A 17,929-nucleotide genomic window follows, 5' to 3' on the forward strand; every position below is an offset into this window, starting at 1 on the left:
GCCGCCGGTTGGGTGGGTTCAAGTTCACCCGGAGATTACGCCACCTTCAAATTTCCACCACCTTCGCGACACGACCTATTAAGAATATAAGTGTGTTAATAAAACACCACGGTTTTGACGTGGCGGAGGACCCAGAGCGAAGGCCCGGGGAGGAGATACCAGAAAGATTAGAGGGCGCTCTGGCCTCTGGTCGCAGGGTCTTCCTCTCGACCGCAGAATTGCGCAACCTTCAGAAAATGCATGCCACAGCGGTTGATGACATCTACAATGCATATCAGACGAGCAATCTTGGAAAAGATCAACGCCCGTAAGATTCATCCGACGGAATTCCAAAAGTCGCAGCTAATGCGTTTTGTAAGACCTCTGTGAGCAAACTCCACGACTCACAATCGAGGCAGTCCAGTTGCGCAATGCAGGGCTGCTTCAGTCCGCGCCCGACAGATCGCGCGTAAAGATCTTCGCCTCGCAGTCGCGGATGTCATCGGTCACCCGGTTGGCCACGATGATCTCCGATTGCGCCTTGAACGCGTCCAGATCGCGCACGACGTCCGAGCCAAAGAACGTGTCCTCGTGCAGGGCGGGTTCATAGACGATGACCTTCACGCCCTTGGCCTTTATCCGCTTCATGATCCCCTGAACCGACGACTGGCGGAAGTTGTCACTGCCCGCTTTCATCACCAGACGGTAGATGCCGACAACGTCGGGGCGGCGCGCGATGATCTGGTCCGACAGGAAGTCCTTGCGCGTGCGGTTTGCGTCGACAATTGCCCGAATAAGGTTTTGCGGCACCTCGGAATAGTTGGCCAAGAGCTGCTTAGTGTCCTTGGGCAGGCAATAGCCGCCGTAACCGAAGGACGGGTTGTTATAATGATCCCCGATGCGCGGATCGAGGCCGATCCCGGCGATGATCTGGCGGGTATCCATACCACCGGCCATTGCGTAGCTATCCAGCTCGTTGAAGAAGGCGACACGCATAGCAAGGTAGGTATTGGCAAAAAGCTTGATCGCCTCGGCCTCGTCCGGATCGGTGAAGAGCACCGGCACATCCTTGGTGATGGCGCCCTCCAGCAGCAGGTCCGCAAAAGCGCGGGCGCGGTCCGAGCGCTCGCCAACGATGATCCGGCTGGGATGCAGGTTGTCGTAAAGGGCGCGGCCTTCTCGCAGGAATTCGGGCGAGAAAATCACCTGATTGGTCTCCAGCGCCGCACGAATTTCCTGAACGAAGCCGACGGGCACGGTCGATTTGACAACAATTACGGCCTCCCGGTTGATGGCCATCACCTCGCGGATCACCGCCTCGACCGAGGAGGTGTCAAAGTAGTTGGTTTGCGGGTCGTAATTCGTTGGCGTGGCGACAATGACGAAATCGGCGCCCGTATAGGCAGCCGCGGCATCGGTCGTCGCCCGCAGGTTCAACCTGCCCGAGGCCAGATATGCCTCGATGTCCGGATCCACGATCGGGCAGCGCCCCGCATTCACCATCTCCGCGCGCTCTGGCGAGATATCCACGGCGGTCACGTCATGCGCGCCTGCAAGCAATACCGCATTCGACAACCCGACATATCCGATGCCGGCAACTGCTATTTTCATTCTGTCACTCGTTTCAGTAAGCAATGAGCATTTTCAATGCCATCGCTTTAGAGCACGGCGTGCATGAACGCCACCTCGCAGGAGAAGCGGAGCGCCATACCGGCCGCAGCGGAGCGGGCCGCGCGGGGCCGCTTCACTCCTCGCGAAAGGCGCGCTGAAACTGGTCGATCAGGGGCCGGGCGAAATAGGCCGCCGCAGTCTGCTCCTGGGTGGACAGGTAGATCTCGGCAGGCATGCCGGGCATCAGGGCCAGCCCGTTCAGCCGCGCAAGCTCGTCCGGGGTCAGGAAAACATGGCCGATATAGAACGGCTCGCCCGTGGCCGGGGATATCGTGGTCGCGGGCGAAATATGCGAAATCGTGCCGACGATTTCGGGCGTGGTGCGGTGATTGAAGGATGAAAATCGCACGCGCGCGGGCTGGCCCAGATAGACCTGATCGATCGCGGTCGTCGGAAGCTGCACTTCTATCCTCAGCTCCGCCGATGACGGCACGATGGTGGCAAGAACCTCGGCGGGCGTGATGACGCCCCCTTCGGTAAACACCGAAAGCTCGTTGACGCGGCCCGAGATGGGCGCCCGGATTTCCGTGCGCGACAGGCGGTCCTGAATGACCGCGACGCGATCAGACAGCTCCAGGATGCGCGCCTCGACAATGGCAAGCTCACGCTGCGCCTCGGTGCGCGCGACCTCGTCCACCGCCAGGACCCGCATGCCGATCTCGCTGATGCGCGACCGGGATCGGGCGATATTGGCGTCGATCTCGCCCAGCCGGCCGCGGAATTGCACCAACTCGCGCTCGGCCTCCTCGACCCGAAGGGCTTCGACCAGGCCTTTCTCGTACAGGCCGGCAATCCGCTTCAGGCTCTTCTCGACCAGCGCGGTCTCGTCCGTCAGCGCGGCGCGCTGCGCCGTGAGCGCAGAGATTTCCTCGTTGACCTGGGCAATGCCAAGGTCCAGCTGCTCGCGTTGGTTTGCACGGTTGGCGATGTTGCCCGCGTGCAGCCGCGCTTCGCCCGAGACAAGCTCGGCATGCTTGGGATCAGATGTCTGAAACCGGTCGGGAAACCGGATCTCGACGGCCCCCTCGCGATCTGCAAGAAGCCGCGCGCGCCTCGCTTCGGCCTCGTCGATCTGGGCCGAAAGGATCGAAAGCTCGGCCCGCGCCTGCGCATCGTCGAGGTGAAACAGGATCTGTCCCAGTTCGACATCGTCGCCCTCGCGCACGGTGATCGTCTTGACGATGCCCCCGTCGCGGTGCTGGACCTGCTTCAGGTTCTGATCGACCTTCACGGTTCCCATCGCGATCACCGCGCCCGTCAGGTTGGCCGTGAAGGCCCAGGCGCCGACGCCGCCCAGCAGCGCGACGACCAGGACCGCGCCCAGAAAGATCCGGCCGCCGAGGCGGTCATATGCGGCCTTGCGGTCCGGCGCGGCGGTGGGGGTGGGTGCAGATCCAGCCATCTTGAAAACCCTTCCTTCCAATCAATCACGTGTGCTCGACGACAAACACATGCTCGCCGTCCAGCATAACTTCGAGGTCGACGACCTTGTCGCGATCAAAATCGACCTCGATTGCGGTCCGTCGGTATGTCTCGGTCCAGTCGAAATGAAAGCTCAGATGAGGCTCGTCCGCGCCGATGCCTTCGGCATAATCTTCCAGCTCGTCCTCGATCCGCTCCTCGATCGACTTCTGCGCTTTCCTGATGTGATATCTGGACGATCCCGTGCCGATCCAGATTTCATCATCCGCGTCGTAATCGGTGATCAGGTAGGATGACCGGATCATCTCGACGGTGTCGCCCTGCACGAAGCTGTAGAGGTCCGCGCCGCCATTGCCGGTCAGGTTTCCCTCGCCCGCGCCCGCCCGGAAGATGTCGTCACCGGCACTGCCGATGATATGCTCGAACTCCTCGAAGCAATCCGCGCCGGTGCTTTCGCCAGACGCCATACCCTCTGCCAGATCGAAGATCACCGCTTTGGTGGCGGCGGAGTAATCCAGCCGATCGTGACCATCCCCTCCATTGAAATGGTCGGCCATCGCATCGTCATCGGCAATCACCACATCATCGCCTGCGCCGCCCGAAACAACGTCCTCGCCCGCGCCGCCCGTCAGGATATCGTCCGCATTCCCGCCCAAGAGCATGTCATTGCCCGCATCCCCCGTCAGAATGTCGGCGCCATCCCCCCCGTCGAGGTGATCATCGCCATCATCCCCAAAGAGCAGATCATCGCCCGCGTCGCCGAATGCCGTGTCGGCGCCCGCGCCGCCGGACATCACGTCATCCCCGTCGCCCCCGAAGAGCCGGTCCATACCTGCATCCCCCGACAAAAGGTCGGCCCCAGCGTTGCCGCGGATCAAATCGTCGCCGTCGCCCCCGAAGATGGTGTCACGGCCGTCACCGCCATAGGCGGCATCGTTGCCCTCATCGCCGTAGATCTCGTCATCTCCGAGACCTCCATAGAGGCGGTCCTGACCGGCCCCGCCCGAGATCCAGTCATCGCCGGTGCCACCGACGATCAGATCATCCCCGTCGCCGCCGAAGAGGCTGTCATTGCCGTCGCCGCCCGCGATGTTGTCATCGCCGTCCTCGCCGTAGATCCTGTCGCGGCCACCCAGCCCGGCAAGGTTGTCGTCGCCCGCCTGGCCATCGATCCTGTCGCGGCCAATGGTGCCGACGATCAGATCATCCCCCTCCGTGCCGTCATGGATGTTCTCGATCACGTTCAGATAGGCGGTCTGGGTCACGCCCTCGGCGCCCTCGCTGATCACGTATTCGATGCGCACCTCGCCCAGGTAATCAGTATCGGCAAGGTAGCGCCAGCCATCGCCCTTGGGTGTCATGGCACCCGAACTGCTTGATATCATCGTGACGCTCATCCCGTCGCCATCGGCGTCGATCGTCTGGGACAGGAAAAACGACAGGGCAAAGCCGACCGCCGCGCCGCTGCCGACATCGGCAAGATAGACCGGCCCCTTGTTCTGCGGCGCGCGGTTTCGATCCGGCGCGCGCGGGGTGTCGGTCTCGTCCTCCTCGGCGGGGTCGGTTTCGGTCTCCGGCGGGGGGGCGGGTGCTGCACTGCTTCCGGCCGGGCCCGATGCCGCGAGGGCCGGACTGTCCGCGCCCACGGCTCTCAGCCCGCTGAACGGGGGAAGAGTCGTGTTGGCCGATGAGCGCGGCAGGTAGGCATCCATGGTGAATTGCGACGGCGGCAGGAAGGGCAGGTCATCGAATGAGCCAAGGAAGACGGGAAAGAGAAGCGTGCTCCCCTGCGGCTCTTCCGCGGCGCCGCTGCCCTGACTGCTGCCGGGATCGGCCTCGGGGTCCTCTTCGGTGGCCTCGAAGGAGACGTTGTGCAGGACCGGCGCGCCCGTCTCGTCCTCACTCTCGGAATCGGGCATCTTGTCCTCGGGCAGCGCATGCACTGTCTCTGGCTCGGCCCAAAGGAAGGACCGGATATAGAGCCCAAGGGCGACCAGGCTTGCGAACCATCCGGAGAAGATCCTGCCGGTCCCGGTTTCTTCCTTGCGAAGCTCCAGCGGATCCGTCGGATCTGTGCCGGATTGATCGGAGCGGGTGCCTTTGACGTCGATCATGGCCGGCCTGCTTTCTTGGCGTTGCGGTTGATGGTTACCTCTTCCTGCATCCGCTTCGCGGGGGCGTCTGCGGGCGCTGTTTCGGGATCGCGGCTACCTGATGCGACCTTCGGGCTGCCCTGCGCCGAGATCGGACGCGGGTTCAGAATTTCCTCTCTCGGGCCGAAGGCCGTCATCTTGCCGTTCTGCACGACGCCGATCAGATCGCATGACTGCAGCGCCGAGGGCCGGTGCGCGATCAGAACGACGATGCCACCGCGTTTCTTGACGCCTTCGATCGCGGCGCTCAGCGCAGCCTCGCCTTCAGGATCGAGATGCGCGTTCGGCTCGTCCAGAACCACTAGGAACGGATTGCCGTAAAGCGCCCGCGCCAGCCCAAGTCGCTGCCGCTGACCGCCCGAGACCGACGTCCCCATGGGGCCGAGATACGTGCGATATCCATCGGGCAGGCGCACGATCATCTCGTGGACCAGCGCCGCGCTAGCCGCTTCGACGACGGCCCCAGAATCGGGCTCCTGCGAGAGGCGCGCGATATTTTCCTCGACGGTCGCGTCCAGCAGCGCGACATCTTGGGGCATGTAGCCGATATGGGCCCCGAGGCGGTTATCGCTCCATTGTCTGAGCTCCGCACCGTCCAGCCGCACTGCCCCCCGGAGCGTCGGCCAGATGCCTGTCAGCGCACGCGCCAGCGTCGTCTTGCCGCCGCCGCTGGGCCCGATGATGCCGATGGCCTGCCCGGCTTTCGCCTCGAAGGTGATATCGCTCAGCAGGACGCGCCCGGTGGCGGGGGCCGAAACGGTGATGCCCTCGACCTTGAGCGACGATTTGGGGTTGGGCAGTTCCATCGGTCTGGGCTGGTTTTCCAGAACCTCCACCGTGTTGCGCAGCCGCTTCCATGCGGCGCGCGCCGCTTCCATGTTCTTGGCATTGCCGATGGCCATATCGATCGGCGCCATGGCGCGGGCCGAGGCGATGGTCGCGGCGATGATCGCGCCGGCGGACAATTGGCCGATGATGGTCAGGTATGCCGCAAGTCCCAGGATCGAAGATTGCAGCAGCATGCGCAGCACCCGCGAGATGGCGCTATAGGTGCCCGAGATATCGCTGGTGCGCGTTTGCAGTTCCAGATGCTTGTCGTTGGCGGCTGCGAACCGGGCGACGGCCCGCGAGGCGAACCCCATGGCCTTGAGCACCTCGGCGTTGCGCGCGTTGCTGTCGGCGATGGCATTGCGCTCGATCGTGGAGGCCATCGTCGCGCTGCCCCAGTTGCGGGTGCGCAACTCGGTGATGATTGCCAGCGAGGTCAGAACGAACGCGCCCGCGATGGTCAGCGCCCCCAGCATCGGATGAAGGAAATAGACGAAGGCAAGGAAGATCGGCATCCAGGGGAGGTCGAAAATGGCGATCGGCCCCTGCGAGCCACAGAACGTGCGAAGCGTGTCCACGTCGCGGCCCCGTTCCAGCGCCTCGGAAGTGGAATACCCCAGCCGGGGCATGTCCACGACCAGCTGATGCGCGACAGGCGCGAGGCGGCGGTCCAGCCGCGCCCCGATCCGCACCAGAACCTGCGTGCGGATGATGTCGAACACGCCCTGAAACATGTAGAGCCCGATGGCCAGCGCCGAAATCGCGGCCAGTGTCGGGATGCTGCCGCTAACCAGCGCGCGGTCATAGATCTGCAGCATGTAGAACGACCCGGTGAGGGCGAGGATGTTGATCACCCCCGACAGAAGCAGCAGGAAAACTGCCAGGCCCTTGACGCCTCCCAGTATCTTGATCGCTGTGCCGTTCGACGTCTTTGCCCGATTGGCCATGTCCCGCTCCTGCGTCTGCCGTATGCCACTTGACTAAACTGGTCGGTCCGGGCCGGTCTCGATCCGGCCCGGACCATGGGTGTGAGGGTCAGAGCTGGAAGTCGTCCTGCGTCAGGTCGTGGCGCCCCCGGATCGAGATGGTGAAGTCCGGGGCGGCATCGTCGCCCGTGCTGCCCTGGATGACGGTCACGTCGCCGGCGTCGCCGGTCTCGTGGGTCACCAGCAGCTGGCCGCTTCCGGTGAAGGCATCCGAAACCAGCGTGAAGCTGCCGTTGCCCGCGCCGGACCCGTCGGCGTCGATCCCCGAGAGGTCGATCTTGTCGCCCGCCTGGAAGGAGCCGATGGTGTCGCCGTCGGCATCCTGAGCAGACAAGAAGCGATAGACATCGTTGCCGCTGCCACCATCCATCATGTTCTGCCCGCGCCCGGCAGTGATCGCATCGTCACCGGCGCCGCCGATGAAGTTCTCGATGCTCCACAGAACGTCGGTGCCGCTGCTGGCGCTGCTGGCCTCTCCCCGCCCGTCTGCGCCGCTGCCCAGATCGACGGTAACGTCCTCGATGATGCGCGACATGTCGAGCGTATCGTTTCCGGTGCCCCCCGAGACGTCATCGCCGTAATAGACATCGTCGCCGTCGTCCGAGGTCGCGATGAACATGTCGTCGCCTGCACCCCCGGCCACGAAATCACTGCCTGCGCCGCCTTCGATGAAGTCGTCACCGCCTTCACCGAAGATCCGGTCATTGCCCCCGTCGCCGAACACCATGTCGCGTCCGCCGCCGGCAAGGACGTTGTCATCCCCCTCTCCGGCAAAGACCATGTCACGGCCCTCAAGCGCCAGGATGTTGTCCGCCTCCGCGGAGCCGAAGAGAGACTCCCCGGCCGCCGTTCCCAGAAGGGCGCCACCGGCCGCAAGCGGCGGCGGGGTGCCAGTCTGGTCATCGTCCCCGGCCTCGTCGTCCCCGGTTTCTCCGCCGGCCTCGCCGTCGGTGCCGCTGTCCGTCTCTCCGCCAGTGTCGTCTCCGGCAGTGTCGTCATCGGCGTTTCCGCCCGCGTCTCCATCGCCGGTATCCGCGCCGGTATCCGCATCGTCATCGTTGCCGGCATCCTGGCCGTCCTCTTCGGCCACGTCGTCAGTGGCGTCGAAGATGTCGTTGTCGAGATCGGTCAGGCTGGTGGTGCGGGCCACGATTTCGGCGAATGTCGTGTCTTCGCTGAAGTTCTGGTAGAAGTCGAAGTTCTCGAACCGGTCGAGGTAGTAGAACCGATCCCCCTCCTGCAGCCGGTCGAGCTGCTCGTGCAGCACGACCCAGAAGGTCTGGCCCACCATGCCGCCATTCACGTGCTTTTCGGCCAGGCCGCCGGTCCACACATCGACCCGGTCAATCCCCCTGACGATCATGGTGCCGTCCGCGCCTTGCTCCAGCGCGATGTCGGGATTGGCCAGCACGAAGGCGTCGATCTCCTCCTGCGTCTCCAGGACAAGGTCCGGATAGGCCGCCATCAGCTGCGCCATCAGCTCCGCGCTGACCTCGTTGCGGGCCTGGTAATCCGCCCAGCTTGCATAGGGCGACAGATCGCCCGCCATCGCCACCGCCTGCGCCACATAGGGGTTGGTGGAGGCGGCCAGACCGGCACGGACCTGGTTCATGGTGCCAAGGCCCACGTCCCAGCTGCGCGCCACGTTGAAGGCAAAGAGGTCGGCATTGATGCGCACCAGATCCGAGCGGACCGCGTCGACGATCTTCAGGTCGACCTCCTCGGCCTGCTGGACCGCCGTGCCGCCGATGATCGAGGCGACGCCGTGCTGCGCATATCCCGGCGCGGGCACATAGCCCTGCGGCAGGGGCGCAGTGAAGACACCCGGATCGTTGGTCGGGTTGAGGAAGGCATCGAAGAGCGGCACTTCCATCATCGTGCCATCCGGCCCTTTGACCTGCATCGTCTCACCGATCAGCGAATGGCCAAAACGATAGGCCGCCGCGGCGAATTCATGGCTGATCCGCGCATCCACATCGGGGTTGTAGCCGTCCCAGCCATGGTTGCCGAAATCGCCATCCGCGCTGCGCAGACCGCCCAGAAGCTTGTCCGCGAATTCCTGGAAGACGACGCGCTGATAGTCACTTTCGTTCAGCATCTTGGCAGCCTGGAAGACCTCCTCGGCGCTGCCCTCATAGCCCTGGGCGATCAGGTTCTCGACGTGGAAGTTGTGGTTCCGCGCCCAGACCGTGTGAACGGCCGTCAAGGCGAAGTTCTCGTTGGCCCGGCCATCGCCTGCAATCCGATGATCGAGAAGGTCGATATACCGGTTGGTATCCAGCAGAAGCGGCTGGCCCGAGCCGAGGAAGTCCCCGGCCAGCGCCGCCACCATGTCGCCGTCGATTGCGCCGGTCGTGTCATCGACCAGACCCGGCAGCAGCTCTTGCAGCGTCGCCGCACCATTCGGCAGGCCGGGATCCTCGAAGATGGTCTCGGCGTCCCAGTGGTGCATGATGAGATCGCGCAGCGTCGGCAGCAGGTTGAAGGCGGGATCCGACGGATCTGCCTCGCCGCCCAGAAGCCGCATGCCGGACCCTTGTGCGCCGTCGCTTTCGCGCAGGAACTGCCCGACCAGCTCGTGACTGCCATAGGCCTGGTTCTGGTCGACGAAGGGGGAGGTCTTGTTGACATGCTGCGGCACGCCGTCGCCGTCGATATAGGCAACCTCGGCCCGCGTCAGATCGGTGGGATTGTCAGATGTCGGGCTGCGCTCGGCACCCGGCCCGCCGATATCGATGGTGCCGAAAGCCGGGTTCTTCGGGATGAAATCAAGCCCGTGGTCGAAATACTGCCCGAAGGCCATGAAGAGGGTGCTTGCGTTCATCGCATTGGGAGCGACCGTGTCATCCTGAACGCCGAGGGTGTTCGAGATTGTCCGCGGATCCAGCCCCTCGAAGATCGGGTTGATTATGCGGTTCCCGTTCTCGTCCGCCGCGCCGTAATGTGCATCCGTCAGGCGGATGAAGGGCGCCTCGGCGGCACCGTAATGCGGGTTGGCCTCATTGTTGCCCTCGCCGCTGAGCGCCCGGACACCGGTGGCGCCTTCGCTGTCGTCGTCATTCTCGAAGGCGGGCTGTCCGTTCACGAGGTTCTTGAGCGCGGCGATGTCACTGGCGCTGAGCGTGAACGCCCCGGTGGCTCCATCACTGTCGCCTTGCGTTCCAGCGCCGATGCCGGGCATCCCGGCGCTGCCGTCAAAGGTGACACTGGCGCCGCCGCGGCTGACGGTGACCATGCCACCAGCATCGGTGGTCACGACCGGATCGCCGCTGCCGGGCAGGTCGATCACGTCTTGCGGACGCAAGGTGCCGACGATGGTGTCGTTGCCGCCCTCGCCGCGGAACACGATGCGGTGCGCCGAGGTCAGAGCCGAGATGTCGACCGTATCATCGGCAGCCGTGCCGTTGATCGTGATCGTGCTGAAGTTGAGACTGGTCGGAACGAAATCTCCGACGACGGTGATCGTGTCCCCGCCAACAGTGCCGCCATTCGGCACACCATTTCCGTCATTTGCCGATACCGCGAGGGTATCGATCTGGATCTCCTCGATATTGTCCAGCTCGGCGACCACGGCGGTGACCCCCCCGACGGTGCGGGTGATCACGATCTCGGTCGAGGCGAGGAACGAGGTTCCAAGGCTGGCCGCAAGACCGGCGTTCTGGCCGTCAGACATCGCATAGACGGTGAAGGTCTCGGCTTCGGCATTGCCCTGAAGCAGGAAGGTGTCGTTGCCACCGCCGCCATCCACCACATCCCGGCCATCGGTCGATGCCTGGATGATGGTGTCGGTGCCTCCACCAGCGAGGATGATATCGTCATCCGCGCCGCCGTTCAGCACGTCGTTGCCGCCGCCGCCATCCAACTGGTCAAAGCCCGCGCCGCCATTCAGCACGTCATTGCCGTTCTGGCCGTTCAGGATGTCGTCGCCACCATTGCCATTGAGCGTGTCGTTGCCGCCAAATCCGAAGAACGGGCTGACACCGTTCAGCACATCATTGCCAGCGCCGCCGTTGAGCGTGTTATTGGTGAAAAGATTTCCGTTCAGCGTCACGCCCGTGTTTTCGGTGACGGCCAGGGTCGGCTCGGAATACACCGTTTCCAGAGTGCCGATCCCGTCGGTAAAGCTCACCTCGACCCGAAGCTGACGGCCGATCTCGCTGATATCGCCCAGCAGTTGCTGGATGAAGTTCGGATCATTCGGTGTGAATGTTGCATCGGTCGCACCGGGGATGTCGGTCCAGACCGCCCCATCGAGATACTGCCACTGGTAGCTGAAGGCGCCCAGGCCGTTCACGTCGGCGATGCCGCTCGTGTCCACCGTCAGAAGCTGCCCCTCGACCGGCGAGACCTGGCCATTGGTCGGGGTCGGGTCATTGATGACCGGCATGCCCGTCGCAGGCTGGTTGACCACAAAGTCACCATCCGTAAAGCGCAGCACCTCGATATTGTGCAGCGTGTCGATGCCGTCATCGATCAGGATGGCCGGGTTGGTGCCGAACCCGGTATGTTCGACCTGATAGACATCATTGCCAAGGTCGGTGATCGTGTATTGATCCCGGTTGTCGTTGAATATCGCAACGTCGATGTCGTCGCCCGGTCCTCCATCCAGGATCTCGCGCTGGATGTGCATCTGGCCGGGCACGATGTCCCGCGATACCAGAAGCTCGAAAAGGCTCTTGCCGACCCAAGCGGGATTCACGCCATCGCTTGCGCTGAAGATATGCCTGAGCGTGTCAACCGTGGTGAGTTCGTTCTCGGGAGTGTTCTCCTGGCTGGCATCGCCGGTGATGCGGATGCGCACATTCAACCAGCGGTCGCCGTCGATGATGTCATCGCCGCCATTGCCAGTGATCAGGTCCGATCCGCGCCCCCCAAGGAGAATGTTGCCGCTTTCCCAGAACTCCTCGCCATCGACGATGCTCACCAGGTCGGACAGCCCGTCGATGCGGTCGATGCCTTCCTGGTTCAGCCCGTCATTGGTGAAATCGTTCTCGATCGCCTCGCCGGTGCCGGAGGCCACGCGGTCATCCCCGATCAGCGTGTCGTTGTTATCCCAGCCCGACAGCGCCTCGACTCGGTCGAACCGGTTGCGCAGGATGTCTTGCTGCACCGTAGTGAAGATCGGGATGCGCATGTCGGCATAGGCATCGTTGGCCATGCCCTGGAAGGTCGACCAGTCAAAGCCGAACATACCCTCGTTGCGCATCACGCTGGAACCCTGCACCATGATGTCGTCGCCGGATTCGGCGTCGAAATCATGCTCGTCCGAGCCCGCGAACATCACGTCATGGCCGAGGATCTTGCTGTTGAAGAACAGCTCGGAATTGTCGCCGGCGGTGACGTCGAATCCGGCGCCGGCCTCGATCCAGTCATTGCCCTCGTTGCCCATCAGGAAGTCGGCCCCGGCACCGCCGAGGATAAAGTCATCCCCTTCGCCGCCGAACACCTCCGAGGCATCGACCCCAAGCGAGATCGCATCCTTGCCGTCGCCGCCCATCAGGATGTCGAGGCCGTTGGCGCTCATCATCACGTCGTCGCCATCCTCACCCTTGAGGAAGTCGCCCTCGTCTCCGGCGTCGAGGATGATGTCGTTGCCGCCACCCCCGTTGACCAGATCGACACCAAAGCCCGACTGGATGAAATCGTCACCGTCATCGCCCCAAATGCCGTCATCGCCGTCACTGGTGATGATCGTGTCGTTGCCGCTGGTGCCGCCCACGGCCACATGCTCGCCGCCCGAGAAGCGCAGGTAGTTGCTCTCGAGCGCCGCGGTCGTGGGATCGTCGCGGACCACCTTGCCCATGCCCAGCCCTTCGAGAACCGGATCATTGCCGACCGGATCGGGAACCAGCTGGTTGGCCTGGTTGATTTCCAGCACGTAGTCATAGAGCGCGAAGCTGTCGACGCCGATATGGTGGCTGACGATGTCGTCAGAGGTGCCGCGAATGCCGTCCGGTCCGGGATCGGACAGGCTGGTATTGGCCAGCAGCATCTTCGAGAACGAGTTCTGTTCAAGCTCGTTAAGAAAGTTCTGACCCTGCGTCCGGGTCAGGTAGTAGAACCGGTCGCCATCCTGCAGCGCCTCCATCTGCGCTTCGAAGACCGCGGTGAAGGTCGATCCCAGCATGCCGCCGAAGGGCATGATGCGCTCGGCCAGGCCGCCGACCCACAAATCGATGGTGTTCAGGCCGTTACTGTCCGCGGTCCAGCCGTTGCGCCCCAGAAGGAAGTCGAAACGCTCCTGATCCGCGACGGCACCGCCGCCAAAGACCAGATCGAAGGCCGCGTCGCGCTTTTCGACCAGCGTGCCCGCCGCAAGGATGCTGGCATGGGTGCCGTAGGCCGCAAGCAGGTTGACGATCGTCATCGGCGTCTTGAGGTTGGACGCCAGCTCGACCCAGTTCTCGTAAGGCTTCAGCCAGGGTGAGTTGGTCTGCAGGTAAAGCTGCTCGCGCGCCTCGTTGAAGGTGGGAATCCCGGTGTCGCGGCCCCGCGCGATGTTGATCGCGGCCAGGTCCAGCGGCAGGCCCAGAAGGTTGCTGCGCAAGGACGAGACGACGAATTCGTCGATCTGGCTGCCCCGCTCCGTGGTCATGCCGAGGATCACGGCGGCGGCCGCCTCGTCCGCGCTCATCGCGCCGTCATTGTCGTAGGCGACCGGGTTCAGGAAGGCCGTGATCAGGCCCATGTCGTCGGTCGTCACGGCGCCGGTCGTGCTGTCCACCATGACGCGCGGCATGTTGTCAGTCAGCATCGAGTGGCCGAAACGGTACACGACGCTGGCGAACTCGGCAAAGATCGACGGGTCGATATCTGTCACCGCGTTGAACACGAACGGGTCGATATTGGGGTGGATCTTGCGCCCGAACTCCTCGAAGACGAGGTGCTGATACTGCATCTCGGTCGCAAAGCGGGCGGCCTGGAACAGGCGCTCGCCGTCCCATGTCAGCGCGGCGGGATCGGTCGGAACGGGATCACCCGCCGGGATAGCTTCGAGAAGCCATTCGTTGATGAAGTCGATATCGCCCGATTCAAGGACGGTCTTCTTCTGGGCCTCCACCTGGCGGTTATGCTCGGAGTGGAAGACGTGGTGAACCGAGGTCAGGCCGATATTCTCGTTGCCCCGCCCGTCGCCGGTGATGAAATGCCGGTCCAGCATCTCGTTATCGTAGGTGCCGGCGGTGCTGACGCTGTCCGACAGGCCCAGGGCGGCGTCGTCATCCGCGGTCTTGAGCGTTCCGGTTTGCCCATCGAAGGGATTGGCGTCATGGGCGATATCATCGAGGAAGGCATGACCGATCCGCACGGCGCCCGCCGCAAAAGTGTTGACCGGCGCGGGCAGATTGCCCTCGACCACGTCGTCGTCGTCGGTATTGGGAATCCCGTCCGGCCCCAGGCCCACCACGATCTGCGGCAGGCCGTTCGGCCCGCGCACGAATTCGCCGTATTGATCGGTGCGCAGCAACGGGATGTTCAGAACGTCGCCATCGGTCAGCTCGATCCCCAGCATGTCGCGGGCCTGCGCCTTGACTTCGGCCCAGGTCGCTAGGCCACCATTGGCACCGTCCAGTAGGTGGCCGGTGGCCACCGGATTGCCGTTCGCGTCAAGGGCGTATTCGCGCAGGAATACCTGGTGCGAGGCATGCGAGGTGTAGGTCTGGTTCTGGTCGACGAAGGGCGTGGTGGTGTTCTGCCCCTCGTGCTGCGTGTCGTCGGCAGTGCCCAGAATGCCATCGGCGCCGGGGCCGTCGATCGGGGTCGAGCGCGTGACCGCCATGAAGCGCAACTGGTTCGGCAGGTCGTCGGCGGTGCCGAAGATGCCGTCTGCCCCCGCGATCAGCGGGTCATCCCCCTGCAGCGGAATGTAGATCGTACCATTATCCCCCTTGGTGATCAGGTCGAGGCCGTGATCGAAGAATTGGCCAAAGAACGTCATCCAGGCATTGAACGGCGCCGAGATGCCGTCATCGGGCGCGATGTTCGGCAGGGTTGCCAGGTCGATATTGTCGATCTCGATCTTGTTGCCATCGGTCGCGCTGAGCGACACGTTGTCGACCAGAACCTGCGACGCGCCGCTTTGCTGCACCTCGATGCGCAGCGTCTGCCCGGCCAGCGCGGCCGGAATCGGCCCGGTATCCAGGGTCAGGTCCGCCCATTGTCCATCGGCAGGGGTGGGCAGGGCGATGGTCGAGATGACCGTCGCCGCGCCGCCTGGGCCCACCGCCACGAGGCGCGCAGTGCCGCCGGTCCAGGCCTGATCGGTGCGGTCACCGACGCTGAGGCTGAGGCTGTAGCTGGCGCCCCCGGTCAGCGGGCCACCGTCCTGCGCCAGTGTCGCACCGCCGGTCAGCCACGCCACGTTCGGGCCGGGATGGCCCGCTGTCGCCGAGACGGTGTCCACCGGTGCAAAGAGACCGCCGGTCCCGCCGGAAATCGTCCAGCCGGTCGGCGCGGCAAGCGAGTAGTTGCCAAGGGCGCTGCTGACGACGCCCGGCGCTCCGTCGGCCAATGATTGATCCTCGAAGCTGGCATTGGCCACGACCTGCGCGACCACGCCTTCGCCGGGACGGACCGGGATCGCGTCTTCGCCATAGCGTTCGTGAAAGGCCGCAAGGGCCGCGTCACTGGCGAACCATGCCTCGACGGCAGCCGGGTTGGCGATGCTCTGATCGTTGACGAGATTCGAGATGATGCGCGGATCGGCATCGGCCACGTTGCCGGTATGCCCGCCATTGACCGACGGATCCGAGGGCGCGCCGATCACACCGTAATCGGTATTGGTGACCAGCGGCCCCCCCGGAGGCCCGAGCGGCATCATGTCGCCATCGCCGTCATTGAGGAAATTCGGATCCAACATGCGCGGCATCGGCGTGTCCGCGGCCCCCCATGTCTCCCGGCCCGGAATAAGATTGTTGTAAGTGCCGTCCACGGTGCGCACGCCGTTCGGCACCAGCGGGCTGGAAATGCCTGGAACAGCGCCCGGCGTGCCCTCGGACACGACATTGCCATCGACATCGACGTAAATTTCAGTCAGCGACGTTCCGTTTGCATGTGCTTCGCTGATCTTGATCTGACGCAGGATGAACTCGAGGTCAGCTACATTCAGTTTGACGGCCATGACAAATCTCCCCAGATGACCCGAAGCGGCAAAGCGCGGGCGCAAGTTGAATTTTATTTTTGATTTCTGGTTGGCCCCGGCCCTGCGGCAGCGCAGATGGGCGATGGCGTCACCAATGTCCCAGGTATTGGATCAAGTGTCTCACCAACCGCGATTGGCCGCCACGGGCGGAGGTCGACTGCGAAACCCGTACCAAAGTTCGGGGTGTTTTTCGGCCCATGGTCGGTGCTGCGATCAGACCAAGGTCTGATGCGGGCGCGCGGCGCCGGCGCCCGATTTCAATAATTTCGTTAAGAAGTCTTAAACTTGTGTAGAATCGATGAGAAGTGACATGCCCCGGGGGGCTGATCCAGCCACTCAACCTAAGGGTAAACGCGTATCCGGGAATCAAAAATGGCCCTGACCGCCCCTCGCCCATCGAACGAATCGGGTGATTCGCAGACGCCCGGATCCAAGAGGTTCGTCATGCGCCCAAGTCCGCTTGCGGCGGCATTCACTTGCCTGGTGATCCTCGTCATGCTCGGCCTCGGCCTCTTCATCATCAGCAAGTACCGCTCGCTCCAACTGCAATCTCATGGCAAGGTGGGGAGCGTCTATATCGACAACCTGCTGGCCCCCTATGCGCTGTCGCTGCAAAATGGCACGCCCCCGAGAGCGCCCGGCATGGAGCATGTGTTCCGCAACCTTACAGAGGACAATTCGCTGCTCTTGCTGCGCATCTGGCGGCTGGATGGCACGCTTGTCTTTTCGACCTTTCCCACCGATGGGGCCGAACAGCACAACGGCGATGATCTGGATATCTCGCTGGACGGGCATTTCATCGCCAAGCTTGAGACGGAAGGCGCCGCCGATCCCACGTTTCCGATGTCCTACCCGTATTTCGAGGTCTACGCGCCGATCCACGATCCAGAGACTGGAGAGATGGTGGCGGTGGGGGAAATCTATCAGGACGCAACCGAAATTCTGCATGACCGCGCCTTTGTCGAGCGCACGATCTGGGGCGCGCTGGCCTTCGCGACCCTTGGAGTGCTTGCGATGCTGGCCCTCAGTTTCAGTCAGAGTGCCCAGCTGCAGGATCGGCTGAAAACCGAACGAAAAATGACCGCCCAGAACTGCAAGCTGCGCCAGGAGGCGGATCAGGCCCGGCTGGACGCCGCCGAGGCGAACGAGCAGGTGCTGAACCTCATCGGTGCCGAATTGCATGACGGGCCCGTGCAGCTGCTGGGGCTCATGTCGCTGATGGACAACACCGATGCGACAGCCGATCTGGCCGACGGAACGACGCTGCGCAGTCTGACCGACCAGGTGATGACGGAACTGCGCGCCATGTCCGCCGGTCTGATCCTGCCGGAACTGGATGGCCTCGATGCCGCCGGCGTCGTCGCGCTTGCGGTCGAGCGGCATCAGGCGCTTACCGGGGAGGCGGTCGAGCTCGATATGGATATTCAGGACATCGCGCTGGATCCCCCGCGCAATGTATGTCTTTTCCGAATTGTTCAGGAGGGGCTGACCAATGCCGTCCGGCATAGCGGGGGAAAGACACCGCAGGTCGGGGTCAAATCCCGTGGCGCTCACCTGGACATCAGCATCCGCAGCGGGTCGTCGATCAATCCGGAAACCGTGCCCAAGAAGCCCGCCTGGAAGCTGGGGCTGCACGGGATGCGCCGCCGTCTCGAGCCGTTCAGAGGCAAGCTGGAGCTGGAGAATGGCGCCGACGAGACGACGCTTCGGGTCATGTTGCCGACGAGGCTGTCTTGACGTCTGTCCGCGCA

At 63.5% G+C, this 17,929-nt stretch carries 7 protein-coding genes; 2 read left to right on the forward strand and 5 right to left on the reverse strand.

Annotated elements, in window-relative coordinates; genetic code table 11:
• Nucleotides 1-311, forward strand: a 311-nt coding sequence (locus ACEWPL_RS17280) for a hypothetical protein (protein ID WP_420744369.1), incomplete at its 5' end; no start/stop codon positions are given.
• Nucleotides 312-423: 112 nt separating this feature from the next.
• Here ACEWPL_RS17280 and ACEWPL_RS17285 read toward each other — a convergent pair.
• From ACEWPL_RS17285 to ACEWPL_RS17305, 5 genes are all read right to left on the reverse strand, one after another.
• Complete coding sequence (locus ACEWPL_RS17285; RefSeq protein ID WP_393929077.1) at nucleotides 424-1,590, reverse strand: nucleotide sugar dehydrogenase; 1,167 nt, start codon at nucleotides 1,588-1,590, stop codon at nucleotides 424-426.
• 133 nt (nucleotides 1,591-1,723) lie between these two features.
• Complete coding sequence (locus tag ACEWPL_RS17290; RefSeq protein WP_393929075.1) at nucleotides 1,724-3,052, reverse strand: HlyD family type I secretion periplasmic adaptor subunit; 1,329 nt, start codon at nucleotides 3,050-3,052, stop codon at nucleotides 1,724-1,726.
• 25 nt (nucleotides 3,053-3,077) lie between these two features.
• Nucleotides 3,078-5,186 carry a cadherin-like domain-containing protein gene (locus ACEWPL_RS17295; protein WP_393929073.1) on the reverse strand — a complete coding sequence of 703 codons (2,109 nt, stop codon included), beginning with the start codon at nucleotides 5,184-5,186 and terminating at the stop codon, nucleotides 3,078-3,080.
• The gene (locus ACEWPL_RS17300; protein WP_393929071.1) at nucleotides 5,183-7,000 is read right to left on the reverse strand and encodes a type I secretion system permease/ATPase; all 1,818 of its coding nucleotides are present in this window, start codon (nucleotides 6,998-7,000) and stop codon (nucleotides 5,183-5,185) included. Before ACEWPL_RS17300 ends, ACEWPL_RS17295 begins: the two co-directional genes overlap by 4 nt.
• An 88-nt stretch (nucleotides 7,001-7,088) precedes the next feature.
• Nucleotides 7,089-16,157, reverse strand: a complete 9,069-nt coding sequence (locus tag ACEWPL_RS17305; protein WP_393929069.1) for a peroxidase family protein — start codon at nucleotides 16,155-16,157, stop codon at nucleotides 7,089-7,091.
• A 465-nt stretch (nucleotides 16,158-16,622) separates the two neighbouring features.
• Here ACEWPL_RS17305 and ACEWPL_RS17310 point away from each other — a divergent pair, with 465 nt between their 5' ends.
• Nucleotides 16,623-17,915, forward strand: coding sequence for a sensor histidine kinase (locus tag ACEWPL_RS17310; RefSeq protein WP_393929067.1), 1,293 nt, complete (start codon nucleotides 16,623-16,625; stop codon nucleotides 17,913-17,915).
• The last annotated feature ends 14 nt before the right edge of the window (nucleotides 17,916-17,929 follow it).

The organism is Roseovarius roseus (assembly GCF_043355935.2).
In the GTDB taxonomy this organism is placed as follows: Bacteria; Pseudomonadota; Alphaproteobacteria; order Rhodobacterales; family Rhodobacteraceae; genus Roseovarius; species Roseovarius roseus.

What these genes read in the sequence shown, in the direction of transcription:
- ACEWPL_RS17305 (WP_393929069.1), bottom strand. Translation starts at nt 16,157, where the DNA reads ATGGCCGTCAAACTGAATGTAGCTGACCTCGAGTTCATCCTGCGTCAG.
- ACEWPL_RS17300 (WP_393929071.1), bottom strand. Translation starts at nt 7,000, where the DNA reads ATGGCCAATCGGGCAAAGACGTCGAACGGCACAGCGATCAAGATACTG.
- ACEWPL_RS17295 (WP_393929073.1), bottom strand. Translation starts at nt 5,186, where the DNA reads ATGATCGACGTCAAAGGCACCCGCTCCGATCAATCCGGCACAGATCCG.
- ACEWPL_RS17285 (WP_393929077.1), bottom strand. Translation starts at nt 1,590, where the DNA reads ATGAAAATAGCAGTTGCCGGCATCGGATATGTCGGGTTGTCGAATGCG.
- ACEWPL_RS17310 (WP_393929067.1), top strand. Translation starts at nt 16,623, where the DNA reads ATGCGCCCAAGTCCGCTTGCGGCGGCATTCACTTGCCTGGTGATCCTC.
- ACEWPL_RS17290 (WP_393929075.1), bottom strand. Translation starts at nt 3,052, where the DNA reads ATGGCTGGATCTGCACCCACCCCCACCGCCGCGCCGGACCGCAAGGCC.